The 16,492-nt window shown below is 65.3% G+C and carries 16 protein-coding genes and 1 tRNA gene; 10 read left to right on the top strand and 7 right to left on the bottom strand.

Annotated elements, in window-relative coordinates; genetic code table 11:
* Positions 1 to 28: 28 nt before the first annotated feature.
* On the top strand, positions 29 to 1,117 hold the full coding sequence (locus JMF82_RS08760) for a fimbrial protein (RefSeq protein WP_236585370.1): 1,089 nt from the start codon (positions 29 to 31) through the stop codon (positions 1,115 to 1,117).
* A gap of 80 nt (positions 1,118 to 1,197) precedes the next feature.
* On the opposite strand, the gene trmB is transcribed toward JMF82_RS08760, so the two are convergent.
* From trmB to JMF82_RS08740, 4 genes are all read right to left on the bottom strand, one after another.
* Positions 1,198 to 1,905 carry a tRNA (guanosine(46)-N7)-methyltransferase TrmB gene (trmB, locus tag JMF82_RS08755; RefSeq protein ID WP_201314145.1) on the bottom strand — a complete coding sequence of 236 codons (708 nt, stop codon included), beginning with the start codon at positions 1,903 to 1,905 and terminating at the stop codon, positions 1,198 to 1,200.
* Positions 1,906 to 2,020: 115 nt separating this feature from the next.
* Positions 2,021 to 2,821, bottom strand: coding sequence for a thiazole synthase (locus JMF82_RS08750; protein ID WP_201314144.1), 801 nt, complete (start codon positions 2,819 to 2,821; stop codon positions 2,021 to 2,023).
* A 59-nt stretch (positions 2,822 to 2,880) separates the two neighbouring features.
* Positions 2,881 to 3,081, bottom strand: coding sequence for a sulfur carrier protein ThiS (thiS, locus tag JMF82_RS08745; RefSeq protein WP_201314143.1), 201 nt, complete (start codon positions 3,079 to 3,081; stop codon positions 2,881 to 2,883).
* A 94-nt stretch (positions 3,082 to 3,175) separates the two neighbouring features.
* Complete coding sequence (locus JMF82_RS08740; RefSeq protein WP_201314142.1) at positions 3,176 to 5,560, bottom strand: DUF6600 domain-containing protein; 2,385 nt, start codon at positions 5,558 to 5,560, stop codon at positions 3,176 to 3,178.
* A gap of 241 nt (positions 5,561 to 5,801) precedes the next feature.
* Between JMF82_RS08740 and JMF82_RS08735 the strand changes: the two genes are divergently transcribed.
* The 8 genes from JMF82_RS08735 to JMF82_RS08700 all read left to right on the top strand — a co-directional run bounded on the left by JMF82_RS08735 (position 5,802) and on the right by JMF82_RS08700 (position 12,324).
* A tRNA-Gly gene (locus JMF82_RS08735) sits at positions 5,802 to 5,875 on the top strand.
* Positions 5,876 to 5,924: 49 nt separating this feature from the next.
* Entirely contained in the window at positions 5,925 to 6,380 is a 456-nt protein-coding gene (locus tag JMF82_RS08730) for a RimK/LysX family protein (protein WP_201314141.1), read from the top strand.
* On the top strand, positions 6,377 to 7,261 hold the full coding sequence (gene rimK / locus JMF82_RS08725; protein WP_201314140.1) for a 30S ribosomal protein S6--L-glutamate ligase: 885 nt from the start codon (positions 6,377 to 6,379) through the stop codon (positions 7,259 to 7,261). Before JMF82_RS08730 ends, rimK begins: the two co-directional genes overlap by 4 nt.
* 136 nt (positions 7,262 to 7,397) lie before the next feature.
* On the top strand, positions 7,398 to 7,877 hold the full coding sequence (locus JMF82_RS08720; RefSeq protein WP_201314139.1) for a hypothetical protein: 480 nt from the start codon (positions 7,398 to 7,400) through the stop codon (positions 7,875 to 7,877).
* Positions 7,878 to 7,940: 63 nt separating this feature from the next.
* On the top strand, positions 7,941 to 8,330 hold the full coding sequence (locus JMF82_RS08715; RefSeq protein ID WP_201314138.1) for a BlaI/MecI/CopY family transcriptional regulator: 390 nt from the start codon (positions 7,941 to 7,943) through the stop codon (positions 8,328 to 8,330).
* Positions 8,330 to 10,021: a M56 family metallopeptidase gene (locus JMF82_RS08710; RefSeq protein WP_201314137.1), complete on the top strand. Its 1,692-nt coding sequence runs from the start codon at positions 8,330 to 8,332 to the stop codon at positions 10,019 to 10,021. The genes JMF82_RS08715 and JMF82_RS08710 overlap by 1 nt, the downstream gene beginning before the upstream one ends.
* A gap of 349 nt (positions 10,022 to 10,370) precedes the next feature.
* Entirely contained in the window at positions 10,371 to 11,057 is a 687-nt protein-coding gene (locus tag JMF82_RS08705; protein ID WP_019466282.1) for a response regulator transcription factor, read from the top strand.
* Entirely contained in the window at positions 11,041 to 12,324 is a 1,284-nt protein-coding gene (locus JMF82_RS08700) for a HAMP domain-containing sensor histidine kinase (protein WP_201314136.1), read from the top strand. The genes JMF82_RS08705 and JMF82_RS08700 overlap by 17 nt, the downstream gene beginning before the upstream one ends.
* A 101-nt stretch (positions 12,325 to 12,425) precedes the next feature.
* Here JMF82_RS08700 and JMF82_RS08695 read toward each other — a convergent pair whose 3' ends face one another.
* The 3 genes from JMF82_RS08695 to metF all read right to left on the bottom strand — a co-directional run bounded on the left by JMF82_RS08695 (position 12,426) and on the right by metF (position 14,850).
* Entirely contained in the window at positions 12,426 to 13,343 is a 918-nt protein-coding gene (locus JMF82_RS08695) for a branched-chain amino acid transaminase (RefSeq protein ID WP_201314135.1), read from the bottom strand.
* Between the two features lie 69 nt (positions 13,344 to 13,412).
* Positions 13,413 to 13,742: a hypothetical protein gene (locus tag JMF82_RS21975; protein WP_236585369.1), complete on the bottom strand. Its 330-nt coding sequence runs from the start codon at positions 13,740 to 13,742 to the stop codon at positions 13,413 to 13,415.
* A 280-nt stretch (positions 13,743 to 14,022) separates the two neighbouring features.
* On the bottom strand, positions 14,023 to 14,850 hold the full coding sequence (gene metF, locus JMF82_RS08685; RefSeq protein ID WP_201314133.1) for a methylenetetrahydrofolate reductase [NAD(P)H]: 828 nt from the start codon (positions 14,848 to 14,850) through the stop codon (positions 14,023 to 14,025).
* A gap of 192 nt (positions 14,851 to 15,042) precedes the next feature.
* Here metF and ccoN point away from each other — a divergent pair, with 192 nt between their 5' ends.
* Positions 15,043 to 16,488: a cytochrome-c oxidase, cbb3-type subunit I gene (ccoN, locus tag JMF82_RS08680; RefSeq protein ID WP_201314132.1), complete on the top strand. Its 1,446-nt coding sequence runs from the start codon at positions 15,043 to 15,045 to the stop codon at positions 16,486 to 16,488.
* The last annotated feature ends 4 nt before the right edge of the window (positions 16,489 to 16,492 follow it).

Below are 16,492 nucleotides of genomic sequence, written 5' to 3'. Positions count from 1 at the left end.
TCCGTGTGAATTCATTGGGCTGATCGATATGACGACTTTCATCCAACCTGCTGGATCGCGGCGTGGCCATGTTGTCCTGCCGCTGCTCGCCTTCGTGCTCCTGCTCATCGGCTCCGGCGGGGCATGGGCCGGAACCTGCTCATCGGGCGGCGGGCAGACCATCACGATCACGCTTCCGCCCACCGTCACCGTTCCGCGCGACGCGCCTGTCGGCAGCCTGTTGACCGGCTGGGTAACGACGCCGGCGGTCACCAACTACTTCCATTGCAGCGTCAACGCCGAAATGGTGGGCCTCTATGTGGTTCCAGGTCCGCTCTTTACCGGCAGCAGCGGGATGCACGTGCCTTCCGCTTCGGGGAACAACGCCTACGTTTACGAGACCAATGTGCCCGGCATCGGCATGGCGTTTGAGGGAAGGGCCTACCTGTCGGTCTCCTGTGCGGGATGGGGGCCGTGGAACCACGATTCCAGCGTTACCACGGTGGACTTTCTCGGCTGCATCTTTCCCACCGCTTCGAACGACATCGGCGCGCAGTTCGGCGTTGCGTTGGTCAAGACAGGGGCCGTCGTGGCCACAGGCGGTGTCATCACGGGTGGCCAGGTGGCCTCCACGTATCCGGTGGCAGGCACCAGCTTTACCAACCTCTCGAATTACTTCGTCACCACCCCGATCACCATCGTGGCGCTTGCCTGCACCACCCCGGATGTGTGGGTGCCCATGGGCTCCCATCCCAGCACCGAATTCACCGGCATCGGTCCAAGCACCGCTACGCCAGTCGGTTTCACGGTCAATTTGAACGGCTGCCCAGGCGGATTGGGCACGTTTGGACCGGCGATCCAATACCGCATCGATGCGACGACTGCGATAGTGGACAGTTCGCAATCCGTGGTGGCCCTCGACGGCAGCTCGTCGACATCGGGTGTGGGTGTGCAGCTGTTGGATAGCGCCGGCACCGCCGCCTTTCCACTGGGAACCTATCAGACCTTCAGTGGTTACAACGCCAGCACGGGAGGCAGCTACACCATTCCCTTCAAGGCGCGGTACTACCAGACAGGTTCGATGATCACTCCCGGTGCAGCCAACACATCGATGACCTTCACCATGGCCTATCAATGAAGAGATCGAGCCCGCGTCCACGACAACGCCATGGAAGGTGCTGGAGCGTGGCCCTCGTCTGAAAGCGGGGCCCGGGCAGGTCAGACCTTGCGATAGAGCAGATCCCACACGCCATGGCCGAGTTTCAGTCCGCGGCGTTCGAAGTGCGTTTCGATGCGCCAGTCCGGCTTTTCCGCGTACTGGCCGGGACCAACGACATTGCGCCAGGCGGGGGCCGCTTCCATCACTTCCAGCATGTGCTCGGCATAGGGCTGCCAGTCGGTGGCGAGGTGAAGCAAGCCGTTCGGCGCCATGCGCGAGGCGAGCAGGGCGACAAACCCGGGCTGGATGATGCGGCGCTTGTTGTGGCGCTTCTTGTGCCACGGATCGGGAAACCAGATGCGCGCCTCGGCCAGCGTGCCTTCGGCAATCTCGTTTTCCAGCACTTCCACCGCATCATGCTTGTAGAGCCGCACGTTCTGCGCATCGCGTGCAGCCAGCGCATTCATGAGGCGCCCGACGCCCGGGCCATGCACTTCCACGCCGATGAAGTCGCGTTCCAGATCGTGTTCGCTCGCCCAGGCCAGCGCCTCGCCGTTGCCAAAGCCGATTTCCAGCACGAGCGGAGCAGGGCGGCCGAAGCGCGCGGCAAAGTTCTGCGGCGTGCCGGTGTAGTCGATGCCGAAGCGAGCCCAGTGCTCATCGAACGCGCGCTGCTGCGCCGGTGTCATGCGACCCTCGCGCAACACGAAGCTGCGGATGCGGCGCATGTATTCGGGCTTGCTGGCGTCGTCGTGGTCGTGGGTCATGGATGGTCCGGTTACAAACACATGCCACCCCGCGGTCGGGGTGGGAAAAAGCGGCTGCGATGCGGCCTTCGCCAGGTGCCCTGCGGGGGCTCATCCATGGCGAAAGAAAACAGGCTCAACCAATGGTGCCGTCGATAGGGCTGGAGGCGGAAGCAAAGCGCTTGCGCGGGATGCGTCCGGCCTTGAACGCGGCGCGACCGGCCTGGATGGCCAGTTTCATCGCGTGCGCCATCAGCACCGGATCCTTCGCGCCGGCGATGGCGGTGTTCATCAGCACGCCGTCGCAACCGAGCTCCATCGCGATGGCCGCGTCGGAGGCCGTGCCCACGCCGGCGTCGACGATGATCGGCACCTTCGCGTTCTCGACGATCTCGAGCAGGTTGTAGCGGTTCTGGATGCCAAGGCCCGAACCGATCGGCGCGGCCAGCGGCATCACCGCCACGCAGCCGATGTCTTCCAGGCGCTTGGCGAGGATGGGGTCGTCGCTGGTATAGACCATCACGTCGAAACCGTCGGCGACGAGCGTCTCGGCGGCCTTCAGGGTTTCCACCACATCGGGGAACAACGTGCGCTGGTCGCCCAGCACTTCCAGCTTCACCAGCTTGTGGCCATCGAGCAGTTCGCGCGCCAGTTTGCAGGTGCGCACGGCATCGACCGCGTTGTAGCAGCCGGCGGTGTTCGGGAGCAGGGTGAATTCCTCGGGCGGAAGCGCGTCCAGCAGGCTCGGTTGGCTCGCATCCTGGCCGATATTCACGCGGCGGATCGCCACGGTGACGATCTCGGCGCCGGCGGCCTGGGAGGCCCGGCGGGTTTCGTCGAAGTCCTTGTATTTGCCGGTGCCCGTCAGCAGACGGGAGCCATAGCTCTTGCCGGCAATGATCAGCGGATCGGCGGAGTCGAACGTCTTGGTGTTCATCGTGTGTCTTCAGGCTGCGCGCGGCGCCGATGGGCGCCGCAAGTGGCGGATTGCGGCGATCAACCGCCGCCGATGGCGTGGACGATTTCTACCTGGTCGCCTTCCGCGAGCACATAGCTGGTGTGCTGGCTGCGTGGAACGATCTGGTGGTTCACTTCCACGGCGACGCGGCGGGCGCCGTAACCGGCCTCCTGCAGCAACTGGGCGACGGTCGTGGCGGGGGCGCAGTCACGCGGACTGCCGTTGAGCGTGATGTACATCCGCGGATTGTAGCGCCTGCGGCCCGGGATGCCCGAATCGTACGAAAAAGCCCGGCATGGCCGGGCTTTTCGCGGAACCCACCGGGCCTGGTGGTCAGTTGTGCTGGTCATCCTTCTTGGGCGGGCGGCGATCCTCGTGGCCACCCGAAGAGGGGCGCTGCTGCGGCTGGCCGTTGTTCTGTGCCGGTCGTGCCTGCTGCGGCGGCTCGTACCCGCGTGGCGGCTGATAGGAGCGCTGCTGTGGAACCTCCCGCGGCTGCGGCATTTCACGGGGAGGCTGCATTTCCCTCTGTTGCGGCATTTCGCGCGGGGCCTGCATTTCGCGCTGTGGCATTTCCCTCGGTGCCTGCATTTCACGAGGCTGCTGAACGAAACGCGGCGGCTGGGGTTCCTGGCGGGGTGCCGCGTTTTCGCGCTGGAATCGCTGGGCATTGTCCTGGTTCGGCATTGGCCGGGGGGTGTCCTGGGGCGCCGGCTGTGCACGCTCGAAACGGGGCGTGTTGGGCAGTGTGCCGGGCTGCGGTTGAGCGCGCATGGCGCGGTCGGCGTCTGCGCTGGGGATGTAGCTCACGCCCGGACGGGGCTGGTTGTTCTGATTGACACGGTCGTTCGGCGGGATACGGCCTTCACCACCTTGCGGTCGCGCAAATCTTGCCGAGGGCAGCTCGCCCGGTCGCACGGCAGGCGCTTCGTTGCCGGGCATCGGCTGGCGGCGCATGTCGGGCGCGCCGGCCGCGCGGTTGTCTTCGGGCTGGGGGCGATTGAAGCGCGCGGAGGGCGGCTCATTGTTCGGCGCGACCGGCCGGTTCGCGCCCGGCATGGGGGCGCCGTTGTTGCGGCCCGCGGAGAAGGCGCGTTCATCGGGTGAATTCGCGCCGCGCCCTGGCGCGCCCGGGCGATTGCCGGCGGACGGTCCGTTGAGCATGCGGACGTTGGTCGGGCCCGCCATGTTGCGTGGAGCAGGCGCATTGCCGGCCCCGGGGCCGCGGCCCGCGAAGGGTGAGGCCGGCGCATTGCGGGCCACCACTTCGCGGTTGAAGCCACCTGCGGGGAGGTTGCGGCCGTTACCGTTGCGTGGAGGCACGAAGCTTGCGCGGCCCGGCTGCACATCGGCACCGCGCGCCATCACCGGTGCGTTGGCGAAGCGACGCGGATCCACCGACATCATGTGCCGCTCGGCGTTGCGGGCCGAGGCGAAGTCCTGCCGGGACATGGCCGTGAACGCGCGCGGCGCTTCGCGGTTGAAGTACCGCTCGTTCGGCATCGGCCGGCCTTCACGGAAGTAGTTGTAGTGGTTGTTGATGTTGTTGATCACCACCTGGCGGTTGTTGCGCACGTAGATGTTGGTGATGTTGACGTTGGTGTAGTAACCACGGCTGGCGCGATACCACGGGTTGTAGATTTCACCCGGGCCCAACGGGAACCAGCCCACCGGCGCCGCGCCGATGCCCACCGAGACGCCGAAGCCGGCGCCGCCGACAAAGGCGACGAGGGCGGGCGCGTAGACCGGGCGCACCGACACCGGGCCAGGCACCCAGCACCAGCGGCTGCGCACGTAGGCCCAGCGGCCGTAGTGGTAAGGCGCGAAGCCCCAGGGCGAGTCATCCACCCAGGTCCAGCCCCACGGGCCTACGTAGGCCCAGTGACCGTTGCGATAGGGCGCCCAGTCGGCCGCGACGTTGCTGGGGTACCAGACCTGGCCATAGTCGGGGTCGGCCTGCCAGTTGCCGTACTGGTCCAGGTCCTGGTAGCCCACGACGTCGCTGGACACGTAACGCCCGGTATCGGAGGTGGCATAGCGCCGATCGCGGCTGTTGCACCAGGCGTCGAAGTCGTCGCCGCCGTCGGTGTCGCTGATCGTCACGTTGTTGAGCGTGGAATCGCCGAACTCGTAGGTGCGTCCGCCGACCAGCGGGCGCTGCGCGCCGCCCTCGCCGTAGACCGTCGCGCGGCCATCGATGTCGGTGACGCGCGTGGACTTGCCGTCGTCGCTGATGTCAACGCGATAGGTGCCCGGCTGGTCGACCACCAGCGCCACGGTGGGCGTGTCGATCTCGTAGCTTTGTCCTTCGGCCAGCCCGCGCACGGAAAGGTTGAGCGTGCCCTGGGTGAGTTCGACCTGGCTCAACTGGTCGTTGAGGGTGAGGAACCCGAAGTCGGTATCGTCGGCGATGCGCAAGGTACCGCCGCCGAGTTCGAGCTCGGCGCGGCCCGCCTGGCCCGTGGACAGGCGATCGCCCGTGGTCATCGGGCGATTGAGGCTGGCGTCGCCCCAGTCCTTCTCGCCGGACGGAAGCAGATTGACGTCGCCGCTGCGGTAGGAAAGGCGCGCGACGCGGGACGGTGGGTCGCCGGCGCCGCCGTCATCCGGGGGCGCCTGGGTTTGCGCCTGCGCCAGGCAGCTGGCGCAGGCCAGCAAGGTCACGGCCATCCATCGCCAGCTCCGTGGCGATGCAAGCAATGTGGAAAGCGCACGCATGGAGTTCTCCGGAACATGGCGCGATGCCCGCGCGCCGGCAGGTGTCATCACCCGTAAAACGCATGAGCGTGGCCGGACGTCGACGTGCGCATTATGCGGACCGCCGGTCCGGCGCTAGCAAGGACCGGCCGGGCTCGATGTCGCCATCGATTCAGCGGGCCGCCATGTCCGGTTCATGCGGTGTTGAACTGCATGGACAGTTCCAAAATTCCGGGGTGCCGGGTTACCATCGCACGACGATGCGGGTGTAGCTCAATGGTAGAGCTGTAGCTTCCCAAGCTACTGACGAGGGTTCGATTCCCTTCACCCGCTCCAACTCGACCCCCCGAGCTCCCTTACACGTAACCCTGCGGCGTGCGCTGATATGGCGGATGTGATCACCCTCGGCTGGCGGGAGCGTTTGGCGTTGCCGACTCTCGGCATCGGCCTGCTCAAGGCCAAGCTCGACACCGGGGCGCGCAGCAGCTCGTTGCATGTGGATGCGCTGGAAAGCTTCGAGCGCGAAGGCGATACCTGGCTGCGTTTTGCGGTGAACGTGGGCGGGCGCCACCGCGTGGCGATCGCCTGCGAAACCCCGGCGCTCGATCGCCGCGCCGTCACCGACACGGGCGGCCGGCGGACGCTGCGCTGGTTTATCCGTACCGAAGTGCTGCTCGCGGGCAGGCGTTTTGCGGTCGACATCAATTTGACGGATCGCCGCCATATGCTGTTTCCCATGTTGCTGGGACGCACCGCGCTCGAAGGGCGCTTTGCGGTCGACCCTGCTCTTTCCTATACACAGCCGCGACCGGTGCTGGTCGACCCCATGGGTGTTTCATGAAGATCGCCATCCTGTCGCGGAACGCCCGCCTGTATTCCACCCAGCGGCTGGTCGACGTCGCGCGCGAGCGCGGGCACGTGGTGCGCGTGCTCGACCCGTTGCGCTGCTACGTGCGCATAGCGCCGGGCAACATGTCGATCCGCTACAAGGGCAAGGCCCTGCGCGGCATCGATGCCGTCATCCCGCGCATCGGCGTGACCAGCACGTTCTACGGCACGGCCGTGTTGCGCCAGCTGGAAATGATGGGTGTCTACACGCCCAATTCGTCGGATGCCGTGCTGCGCGCGCGCGACAAGCTGCGCTGCCTGCAGATCCTTGCCGCCAAGGGCCTGGACATGCCCGCCACGGTCTTCGGCGACAACCCGGACGACACCGCCGACGTGCTCGCGACGCTCGGCGAGCCGCCGCATGTGATCAAGCTCAATGAAGGCAGCCAGGGCACCGGCGTAGTGCTGGCCGAAAAGCGCAGCGCCTCGCAGAGCGTGATCGAGGCCTTCCGCGGCCTTTACGCCAATTTCCTGGTGCAGGAGTTCATCGCCGAGGCCAAGGGCAGCGACCTGCGTTGCTTCGTGGTCGGCAAGAAGGTCGTCGCCGCGATGCAGCGCGAGGCCAGCCCGGGCGAGTTCCGGGCCAATCTTCACCGGGGCGGCTCGGCCAGCGTGGCCGTATTGAGCACGGAAGAGCGCCGCATCGCCGTGCAGGCGGCTTCGGCACTTGGCCTGGGGGTGGCTGGCGTGGATATTCTCCGTTCGAACCGGGGGCCGCTGTTGCTTGAGGTCAACGCCTCGCCCGGCCTGGAAGGCATCGAGACCGTGACGGGCGTGGATGTGTCCGGTGAGATCGTCAAACTCCTGGAACAGAACGCCGGTCGGGCCCGCTGAACAGGCTCGCGGACTACGACATCCGTAGTACGAACATCTTCGTTGACAGCCGCCGGACAGCCTGATTAGGATGGCTGCGGACGATACTGCGTGCTATCCCATGTCGGGATACGGCATGATCGCGGAGGGGAGAAGCATGAAGTTCAAGATCTGGATGCTCGGCCTGGGAATGTGCCTGGCGGCCGGTTCTGCGTTTGCCAGCAAGGACGAAGTGGTCGTCAAGGCGCAGGACAAGGAAGACTTCACCGCCCAGACGGCTGCGGTGCACAAGCTGATGGAGCCCGGTGGTCGCTACGAGTTCGTGACCTCGGAAGAGCGCACCGTCATCGATTCGCACTTCACCGACATGCAGGCGGCGTTCGACAAGTACGACACCACGGACAAGATGGACAAGGACACCAAGGTCAAGCTGGTGAACGACCAGGAAGCCATCAATGCCATCCTGACCAAGCGTGACGGCAACAAGGTGATCTGCGAGCGCGCGGCGCCGACCGGTTCGCTGCTGCCCAAGTCGACCTGCCGTACCTACGGCGAGATCGAGCGCAGCCGCCGCGACAGCCAGAAGTTCATGCAGGACACGGCGACGCATGCCGTGCAGAACCGCAACGGCGGTTGATGATTGGTTGGGCCCCGGTACGTGCCGGGGCCTGATGCCTTGATCAGGCGCTGGGGGAGGCACATGAAAGCATCCAAGCCAGACGCACCCAAGCCCACGGTGGCTGAGCTCGAGATCCTGCGCGTGTTGTGGCGGCAGGGGCCGTGCACGGTGCGCGAAGTGCACGAAGCTTTGGGCGAAGGCGGTGGTTATACGACGGCCTTGAAGTTGCTTCAGGTCATGCATGGAAAGGGGCTGGTGGAGCGCGACGATACGGCGCGCGCCCATGTCTATCGTCCGGCCGTCAGCAAGGAGCGCACGCAGAAGCGCTTTCTGTACGACATCGTCAATCGCGTTTTCGACGGCTCGTCGTCCCAGCTGGTGTTGCATGCCCTGGGCACGCAGCGCGCCACGCGCGAGGAGCTGCGCGCGATCCGTGATCTCCTGAACAAACTTGATCAGGAGACGTCCTGATGGCTTCCTCGCATATCTTCCTTGAGACCTTGCAGCTGCTGGGCGTCACCCTGCTGCATTTTCTGTGGCAGGGCCTGCTGGCCGGCGCGGTTTACGCCGCCGTGCGTGCGGCCTTGCCGCGGGGCGTCGCCCGTTATCGGCTGGGCGTGGCCGCCATGCTGGTGCTTGCCGCGTGCCCCGTGGTGACCATGGCGTGGCTGCTTCGCGCGCCGGCGCCGCTGCCTTCGCAGAACGTCATGCTTGACCCGGTGGTGATCGCGGCGGGCAGCCTCGGCGAATCGCCGGCATCCATCCTTGACCATCTCACCGGTCGGTTCGGCATTACGCCGTGGCTCGCCGTGATCTGGCTGGCGGGCGTGCTCGTCCTGTCGGTGCGTGTGTGGAGGCAATGGCGCGGGCTCCAGGGCCTGGTCGCTTCGGGCCTGGAGGACGAAGGCCCGATGGTGCGGATGCTGCTGCGTCTCACCGAGCGCTTCGGCATGCGCCGGCGCATTTCGCTGGTGTGGAGCGGTGTGGTCGACACGCCTTTGCTGGTGGGGTGGTTCCGGCCGGTGATCGTGCTGCCGCTGGCGATGGCCACCGGCTTTCCGCGTGCCCAGCTGGAGCTGGTTCTCGCCCACGAACTCGCCCATCTGAAGCGGCTCGATCCGTTGGTGAATTTCTTCCAGGTCGTGCTGGAAACGTTGTTCTTCTTCCATCCCGTCGTGCATTGGATCTCCACCGACGTGCGCAACGAGCGTGAGATCTGCTGCGACCAGATGGCGCTCGCCGTCCATGGCGGCAACTGGCGCGACCTGGCGCGGGCGCTGTCGGCGCTGGGCAGCATCCAGCAGGCGGCCCCCATGATGATGGCGGCCAGCGGCGGTGTGTTGCTGGACCGCGTCCACCAGATGGCGGCCGATCACGGCGCCATGGCGGCGCAACCCTCGCGACCGTATTCGGGCGCGCTGCTCGCCGTCGGCATGGTCGCGACCTTGGTGCTTGGCCTCACGCTCAAGCGCGAGGGCGTGCCCGATCTCCTCGGACCGGTGCCGCGTGCGGCATCGCTGATCGTCCTGCCACTGGCGCAATCGCTGCAGCATGCCTGGCACCCGGCCAATCTCCGGCCCAGCGGCACGGTGTTGCAGCGGCCTGTCGCGGTCGACCTCCCATCGGCTGAAGAGCCATTGGCCCCTGTTGCTCTCCCGGGTGCCGCGTCGACTATGGCGATGCCCGGCGTATTGCCCCTGGCCATCGCCAACCTGGCACCGCACAGGGCCGCGACGATACCCGTGCACTTCCAGGCGACTGAAACCAGTTCGCCTGCGCTGACGCCGCTGCGCATTCGCAAGCCGATCTATCCGGCGGGTGCGCTCGAGAAGGGCATCGAGGGCAAGGTGGTCATCGAATTCAGCCTTGCCAGCGATGGTTCCGTGCAGGACATGCGCGTCGTCAGCGCCGATCCGGCCGGCGTCTTCGAGCAGGCCGCGTTGGTGGCCATGCGCGGATGGGTCTATTCCGTGCCGGCCGGCCATCTGCTTTCGGAGCGGTATCGCCAGGTGATGGCGTTCAGTCTGGATGGTGGCGCGAACAACGCCAACAGCCGGGAAATCCAGGCGCGCGTCGGTTGCCAGGTCGTCACGGGGACGCATATCTGTCGTTGGCCGGAAGAAACCGGCCGACAGGCTGCCATCGATGGATCATCGAACTGACGAGCTGCGAGACCGTGAGTGCGATGTGATGATGCGCTGGATAACTGTCGTCTGAAGGTTAACGACTGAGTGAGGACCGATTAACCGCACCGTAACCCTGCGACCCCTATAAAGTCCCCACTGCAATTTGCTCGGCACTTCAACCGAAAGGTCTGGTGACAGCAGATTACGGTATCGGGGCAGTAGCTTGAGCCCAGGCGAGCGACGTCATGTCAGCGAGCCTGGGCTTTTTTCTTGCCGGTCGACGGGTTTATTCAGCTTGGCGCCCGCCGGAAGCCCCTCTCCCGTCATCCAAGTTGTTAAGCTTGGGCCCTCGGCCGGCCCCATGCCGGCTGCGTATGGAGGACGCATGCGCGTACTGGTAATCGAAGACAACAGCGATATCGCGACCAACATCGGCGATTATCTGGAAGACCGCGGACATGTGGTCGACTTCGCCGGCGACGGCGTGACCGGCCTGCATCTGGCGGTGGTGCACGATTTCGACGTGATCGTGCTCGACCTGACCCTGCCGGGCATGGATGGCCTCGACGTCGCACGCAAGCTGCGCCACGAGGCGCACAAGCAGACGCCGATCCTGATGCTGACCGCGCGCGATGCGCTCGAGCAGAAGCTCACGGGCTTCGAGTCCGGCGCCGACGACTACATGACCAAGCCGTTCGCGTTGCAGGAGCTGGCGGCGCGCCTGGAGGTGCTGGCGCGTCGTGGCAAGGGCCCGCAGAGCCGCGTGCTCAAGGTGGGCGATCTCACCTACAACCTCGACACGCTGACGGTCACCCGCGAGGGCAAGTCGATCCAGCTCAACCCGATCGGCCTCAAGCTCCTGCAGGCGCTGATGGAAGCCAGCCCGTCGGTGGTCACGCGCCAGGACCTGGAGCAGCGCGTGTGGGGCGAGGAACTCCCCGACAGCGATTCGCTGCGGGTGCATATCCACGGTTTGCGCGCCGCGATCGACAAGCCCTTCGAAAAGCCGCTGATCCACACGCGGCACGGCATCGGATATCGAATGGTCGAACCGGATGCGGTCCAGGCGTAAGCTCAGGTTTCGCCTGGTCGTATCGTTCGCGCTGTTCGGCTTTGGCCTCAGCGCGTTGTTTGCGTTCGCGGCACTCAATATACGCAGTCGTGTTGAAGATCAGCTGGTAAATGCCAGCTTGCTGGACGATGCGCGATGGGCCAACCAGCAGGCGCACGAGCATCCTGGTGGAGCGAGCGGTTCGCGCTTGCTTACGGGAACGGTGCTGAGCGACCGGACGCTTTATAAGGCACCGCTGCAATGGCAGAACTTGCCCAATGGCGTGCATGACATTTACGAGGTCGAGGGTGACGGGCAGCGCCATCACTACAAACTCGCCGTCTACCGCGAGAACGGCATCATCAGCTTTCTGCGTTATGACGTATCTCGAGAAGAGCTGGGCAAGCAGCAATTGCTGTTCAGCGTAATCGGTGCGGTCTTTTTGTTCGGCCTGTTGTCGCTGGTGATCGGTTTGTGGCTGTCGCGCAAGGTACTGAAACCTGTTAGCGAACTTGCGCGGCGTCTAAGGGATTTCCGCAAGACCGGGCAACGCGAACCCCTCGCACCGCACTTTGCCGATGACGAAGTGGGCGAGCTCGCTTTGGCGCTCGACGAATATTCGCAACGGCTCACCGCGATGGTCGAGCGCGATCGCGAATTCAACTCGGACGTGAGCCATGAGTTGCGCACGCCTCTGGCGGTGATTGCCAGCACCACCGAGCTTTTGCAGGGCTCGCCCGATCTCACCGACAAGCTGCGCGAACGTCTCAAGCGCATCGAACGCTCGTCGCGCCAGGCAACCGAATTGATCGAAGCCCTGCTGTTGCTGTCGCGCGCGGAACGCCGCGGCCCCACGCGTGGCGAAACCACCGAAGTGGCGAAGGTGGCTTCCGACGTGATCGAAAGCCAGCGACCGCAGATGCGCGACAAGCCGATCAGCATCGAGTTGCAGGTAAAGCAGCCGCTGAGCGTCAACGCGCCGGCTTCTGTGTTGTCGGTGGCGCTGACCAACCTCATCGGCAATGCGATCAAGTACACGCTGGAAGGCACGGTGACGGTGGAAATCACCGGCGACCGCATCGAGATCATCGATACGGGGCCGGGCATCAAGCCCGAAGATGCCGAGCGACTGTTCCAGCGCGGCGTGCGCGGCGAAGGTGCGGGTGGCAGCGGCGCAGGCCTCGGCCTGGCCATCGTGCGTCGCCTGTGCGATCTCTACGGCTGGGAAGTATCGATGCGTCCGCGTACCGATACCAATGGCGCGATCGCGAGTATCGTGTTCGCCTGATCACTTTCCAGAGTCCTCCCTGTAGGAGCGCACCCAGTGCGCGATCGACGCTCATAGGCGCATGATCGCGCACTGGGTGCGCTCCTACAGGGTGCTGATGCTTACAACGGTTCCAGCCAACCCCACTGGTCGTTGGTCTTGCCGCTGAACAGGCCAAAGAACAGCTCCTGCAGGCGACGCGTGACGCGGCCGCCCTTGCCGCTGCCGACCTTCTTGCCGTCCACCGAGCGGATCGGGGTGATTTCCGCCGCCGTGCCGCACATCAGCAGCTCATCGCACAGGTACAGGTATTCACGCGGAATATCGCGCTCGACCACTTCGATGCCGTCCTCGCGTGCCAGCGTCTTGAGCGTGTCCCGCGTGATGCCGGTGAGGATCGAAGCGCTGGCCGGCGTGGTGTGCAGCACGCCGTCGAAGACCAGGAACAGGTTCTCGCCCGCGCCTTCACTGAGCAGGCCGGTGGAGGCCATGGCGATGCCTTCGCCGAAACCGAGACGACGCGCTTCGCGCGCGATCAGCTGGCCGGAGAGGTAGTTGCCGCCGGCCTTCGCGCCGGCAGGAATGGTGTTCGGCGCGAAGCGCTGCCAGCTCGACACGCACGCGTCGATGCCGTTTTCCAGCGCCTCGGGGCCGAGATACGGACCCATCGGCCACGCGGCGACAGCCACATCGATCGGCGTTTCCGCCGAGAGCCCGAAGCCGCCCAGGCCGCGATAGGCCACGGGGCGCAGATACGCCGCATGGAGGCCGTTCTTGCGCACCACCTCGCGGCAGGCCGCAGCGAGTTCGTCCTGCGTGTAGGGCAGGGCCATGTCGTAGATCTTGGCCGACTGGTACAGGCGCTTCAGGTGATCGGTCAGGCGAAAGATCGCCGCGCCATCGGGCGTCGCGTAGCTACGAATGCCTTCGAACACCGACGAGCCGTAGTGCAACGCATGGGCCATGACATGCGTGGTCGCCTCCTGCCAGGGCTTGATCACGCCGTTCTGCCAGATCCAATCGGGGTACTGCTGCGCCATGTCGATGCTCCGGGGAAAAATCGCACCATGATAACCCGGGCATTCGAGCGGGAGCGTCGTGGTTGGCTTTCAGCCGCGGCCCCGCAGCCAGAGGCACCCCGACCGGCGCACGATGTCGAAGCGTGTTTCATGAGGCGCGCCGCTGCCATCATTCGCGGCCGTACGGATCACCAGCTGGCGCTCGCCATTCGGATCCGCGGAACGCGGCGGGCCCTCGGCGTCGCCATTCCCCGTGGCATCGGCGGCATCGTCGTCAGCCTGGCCAATGCCCAGCAGCGGCCGTTGCATGAGGCCGCCGAGCGAACGGATGTCCGCCACGACACCCTCACGCCCGTAGCCACCCCACAGCATCAAGCCGGCGAGCCGATTGGGATCATGGGTGGCGAAGGCATCGAGCATGCTCTGCCGCAATTCCGACACGGTAGCCGCGCAAAGCACGGGCGGCGGCGCCGTGGCCGGGTTCGGCGTCGCGGCCGTGGGAACATCATCCCGCGGAGGCGGGACGACAGGAGTGGCCTGCAGTGCCGCGCACGGTTGGTCCGTGAACAGCGGCGTGCCCTCGGGACCGACGCATCGGTGGATGCCATCCTGAGCCCGGAGGCACAGGGGCAGGCAGAAGACCAGCAACAGTATCCAGCAGCGAAGAGCCATCCACCGAGCTTACGCCCGGCGGCATCATTCAACTGTGCAGTCGGTTCAGGACTGCCTGAGTGGCTCGCGCGCGATTCAGCGTATAGAAGTGCAGCCCCGGCGCGCCGCCATCCAGCAGGCGCTGGCACATGTCCGCCACCACGTCCGCGCCCAGTTCCCGGATCGACGCGGCATCGTCGCCATGGGCCTGCATGCGCTTGATGATCCAGCGCGGAATCTCCGCGCCGCACTGGTCGGAAAAACGCTTGAGCTGCGAGAAGTTCGAGATCGGCATGATGCCGGGAACGATCGGCACCTCGACGCCGAGGCGGCGCACGTCGTCGACGAAGCGGAAATAGGCATCCGCATTGAAGAAATATTGCGTGATCGCTCCGTTCGCGCCGGCATCGACCTTGGCCTTGAAGTGCCGCAGGTCCGCCAGGGCGTCGTCCGCCTGGGGGTGCGTTTCCGGGTAGGCCGCCACTTCGATGTGGAAGTGGTCGCCCGTGTACTCGCGAATGAAGCGCACCAGCTCCGAGGCGTAGCGGAAGTCGCCAGGGGTGGCCATGCCCGAGGGCAGGTCGCCGCGCAGGGCCACGATGCGCCGGTACCCCGCGGCCCGGTAGCTATCCAGCAATTCGGCCAGTTCCGCCCGCGTGCCGCCCACGCAGGACAGATGCGGCGCCACGTCCAGGCCGTGGTCGCCGTGCAGCCTGGCGACCGTTTCGCCGGTATAGCTCAGCGTCGAGCCACCGGCGCCAAAGGTCACCGACACATATTCGGGCGAAAGCGATTTGAGCAGGATCGCCGCCTGGTCCAGCTGGGCACGCTGCTCGTCGGTCTTGGGCGGGAAGAACTCGAAGCTGATGGAGGGCATCGCAAGTGTCCTGGCGGGGTCGGGCCAAGTATATATCTCTTTTTCGCGATGAAGAGATATGACATCCCTCAAATTTGACCTGCGACAAACCGCGACAGCCTTTCCCCCGGTTCCCTTTGATCTAGATCAACTGTGACGTGAGGCCGGGCCCACAGACTTCCCGCCGTTCAGTTAAGCCTAGGAGTGGGCCTCATGGTAGGCGTCGAGGGGAGTTACAACGATAAGGTCGTCCGGCAATTCGCCGTGATGACCGTGGTATGGGGCGTGGTCGGGATGCTGGTCGGCGTGATCATCGCTGCCCAGCTGTACTGGCCGGGCCTCGATTTCGATCTGCCGTGGCTCAGCTACGGACGCCTGCGCCCGCTGCATACCAACGCGGTGATCTTCGCGTTCGGCGGCTCGGCGCTGTTCGCCACCAGTCTCTACACGGTACAGCGCACCTGCCATGTCCGGTTGATCTCGGACAAGCTGGCCTCGTTCGTGTTCTGGGGCTGGCAACTGGTGATCGTGGCCGCCGCCGTCACCTTGCCGCTGGGACTCACCCAGGGCAAGGAGTACGCCGAGCTCGAATGGCCGATCGACCTGCTCATCACGGTCGTGTGGGTGGCCTATGGCGTGCTGTTCTTCGGCACCATCGCCCTGCGCAAGGTGAAGCACATCTACGTCGCCAACTGGTTCTACGGCGCGTACATCGTCACCATCGCGCTGCTGCACATCGTCAACAACATCGCCATCCCGGCCGGCTGGTTCAAGTCGTACTCGGTGTACTCCGGCGCGGTCGATGCGATGGTGCAGTGGTGGTACGGCCATAACGCGGTCGGTTTCTTCCTGACCACGGCCTTCCTCGGCATGATGTACTACTTCGTGCCCAAGCAGGCCGGCCGCCCCATCTATTCGTATCGACTGTCGATCGTGCACTTCTGGGCACTGATCGCGGTGTACATGTGGGCCGGCCCGCATCACCTGCAGTACACCGCGCTGCCCGACTGGGCACAGTCGCTGGGCATGGTGTTCTCGCTGGTGCTGCTGGCGCCGTCGTGGGGTGGCGCGATCAACGGCATCCTCACGCTCTCGGGCGTGTGGCACAAGCTGCGCACCGACCCGATCCTGAAGTTCCTCATCGTCTCGCTCTCGTTCTACATGATGAGCACGTTCGAGGGACCGATGATGTCGATCAAGACGGTCAACTCGCTCAGTCACTACACCGACTGGACCATCGGACACGTCCATTCGGGCGCGATCGGCTGGGTCGCGATGATCTCGATCGGCTCCATCTACGCGATGCTGCCGCGCCTGCTCAACCTTCCGAAGATGTACTCGACCAAGCTGATCGACCTGCACTTCTGGCTGCATACGATCGGTCTGGTCGTCTACATCGCCTCGATGTGGATCGCCGGCGTCACGCAGGGACTCATGTGGCGCGCCACGGATCCCGAGAACGGCACGCTGGTCTATTCGTTCGTCGAGGCACTCAACGCCACCAAGCCGTACTTCCTGTTCCGCCTCGGCGGCGGACTGATCGTGCTGAGCGGCATGCTGGTGATGGGTTGGAACGTGCTGCGGACCTTCCAGCTGTCCGCCGCGAGCACCGCGCCGCAGCCGGTGCTGCCGCCCGACGCTGCCGATGCGCGTGCCTGAGGGA

Origin of the sequence: Dyella sp. EPa41, from assembly GCF_016586165.1 — a bacterium.
In the GTDB taxonomy this organism is placed as follows: Bacteria; Pseudomonadota; Gammaproteobacteria; order Xanthomonadales; family Rhodanobacteraceae; genus Dyella.
Note: the sequence above shows the minus strand (reverse complement) of the source record. Positions and strands in the feature narration are given on the sequence as shown.

Coding starts and splice junctions, on each gene's coding strand:
- JMF82_RS08715 (WP_201314138.1), top strand. CDS start 7,941: ATGAAAGCATCCAAGCCAGACGCACCCAAGCCCACGGTGGCTGAGCTC.
- JMF82_RS08750 (WP_201314144.1), bottom strand. CDS start 2,821: ATGAACACCAAGACGTTCGACTCCGCCGATCCGCTGATCATTGCCGGC.
- JMF82_RS08730 (WP_201314141.1), top strand. CDS start 5,925: ATGGCGGATGTGATCACCCTCGGCTGGCGGGAGCGTTTGGCGTTGCCG.
- ccoN (WP_201314132.1), top strand. CDS start 15,043: ATGGTAGGCGTCGAGGGGAGTTACAACGATAAGGTCGTCCGGCAATTC.
- JMF82_RS08700 (WP_201314136.1), top strand. CDS start 11,041: ATGCGGTCCAGGCGTAAGCTCAGGTTTCGCCTGGTCGTATCGTTCGCG.
- JMF82_RS21975 (WP_236585369.1), bottom strand. CDS start 13,742: ATGCTCGATGCCTTCGCCACCCATGATCCCAATCGGCTCGCCGGCTTG.
- JMF82_RS08705 (WP_019466282.1), top strand. CDS start 10,371: ATGCGCGTACTGGTAATCGAAGACAACAGCGATATCGCGACCAACATC.
- metF (WP_201314133.1), bottom strand. CDS start 14,850: ATGCCCTCCATCAGCTTCGAGTTCTTCCCGCCCAAGACCGACGAGCAG.
- trmB (WP_201314145.1), bottom strand. CDS start 1,905: ATGACCCACGACCACGACGACGCCAGCAAGCCCGAATACATGCGCCGC.
- JMF82_RS08710 (WP_201314137.1), top strand. CDS start 8,330: ATGGCTTCCTCGCATATCTTCCTTGAGACCTTGCAGCTGCTGGGCGTC.
- rimK (WP_201314140.1), top strand. CDS start 6,377: ATGAAGATCGCCATCCTGTCGCGGAACGCCCGCCTGTATTCCACCCAG.
- JMF82_RS08760 (WP_236585370.1), top strand. CDS start 29: ATGACGACTTTCATCCAACCTGCTGGATCGCGGCGTGGCCATGTTGTC.
- thiS (WP_201314143.1), bottom strand. CDS start 3,081: ATGTACATCACGCTCAACGGCAGTCCGCGTGACTGCGCCCCCGCCACG.
- JMF82_RS08720 (WP_201314139.1), top strand. CDS start 7,398: ATGAAGTTCAAGATCTGGATGCTCGGCCTGGGAATGTGCCTGGCGGCC.
- JMF82_RS08740 (WP_201314142.1), bottom strand. CDS start 5,560: ATGCGTGCGCTTTCCACATTGCTTGCATCGCCACGGAGCTGGCGATGG.
- JMF82_RS08695 (WP_201314135.1), bottom strand. CDS start 13,343: ATGGCGCAGCAGTACCCCGATTGGATCTGGCAGAACGGCGTGATCAAG.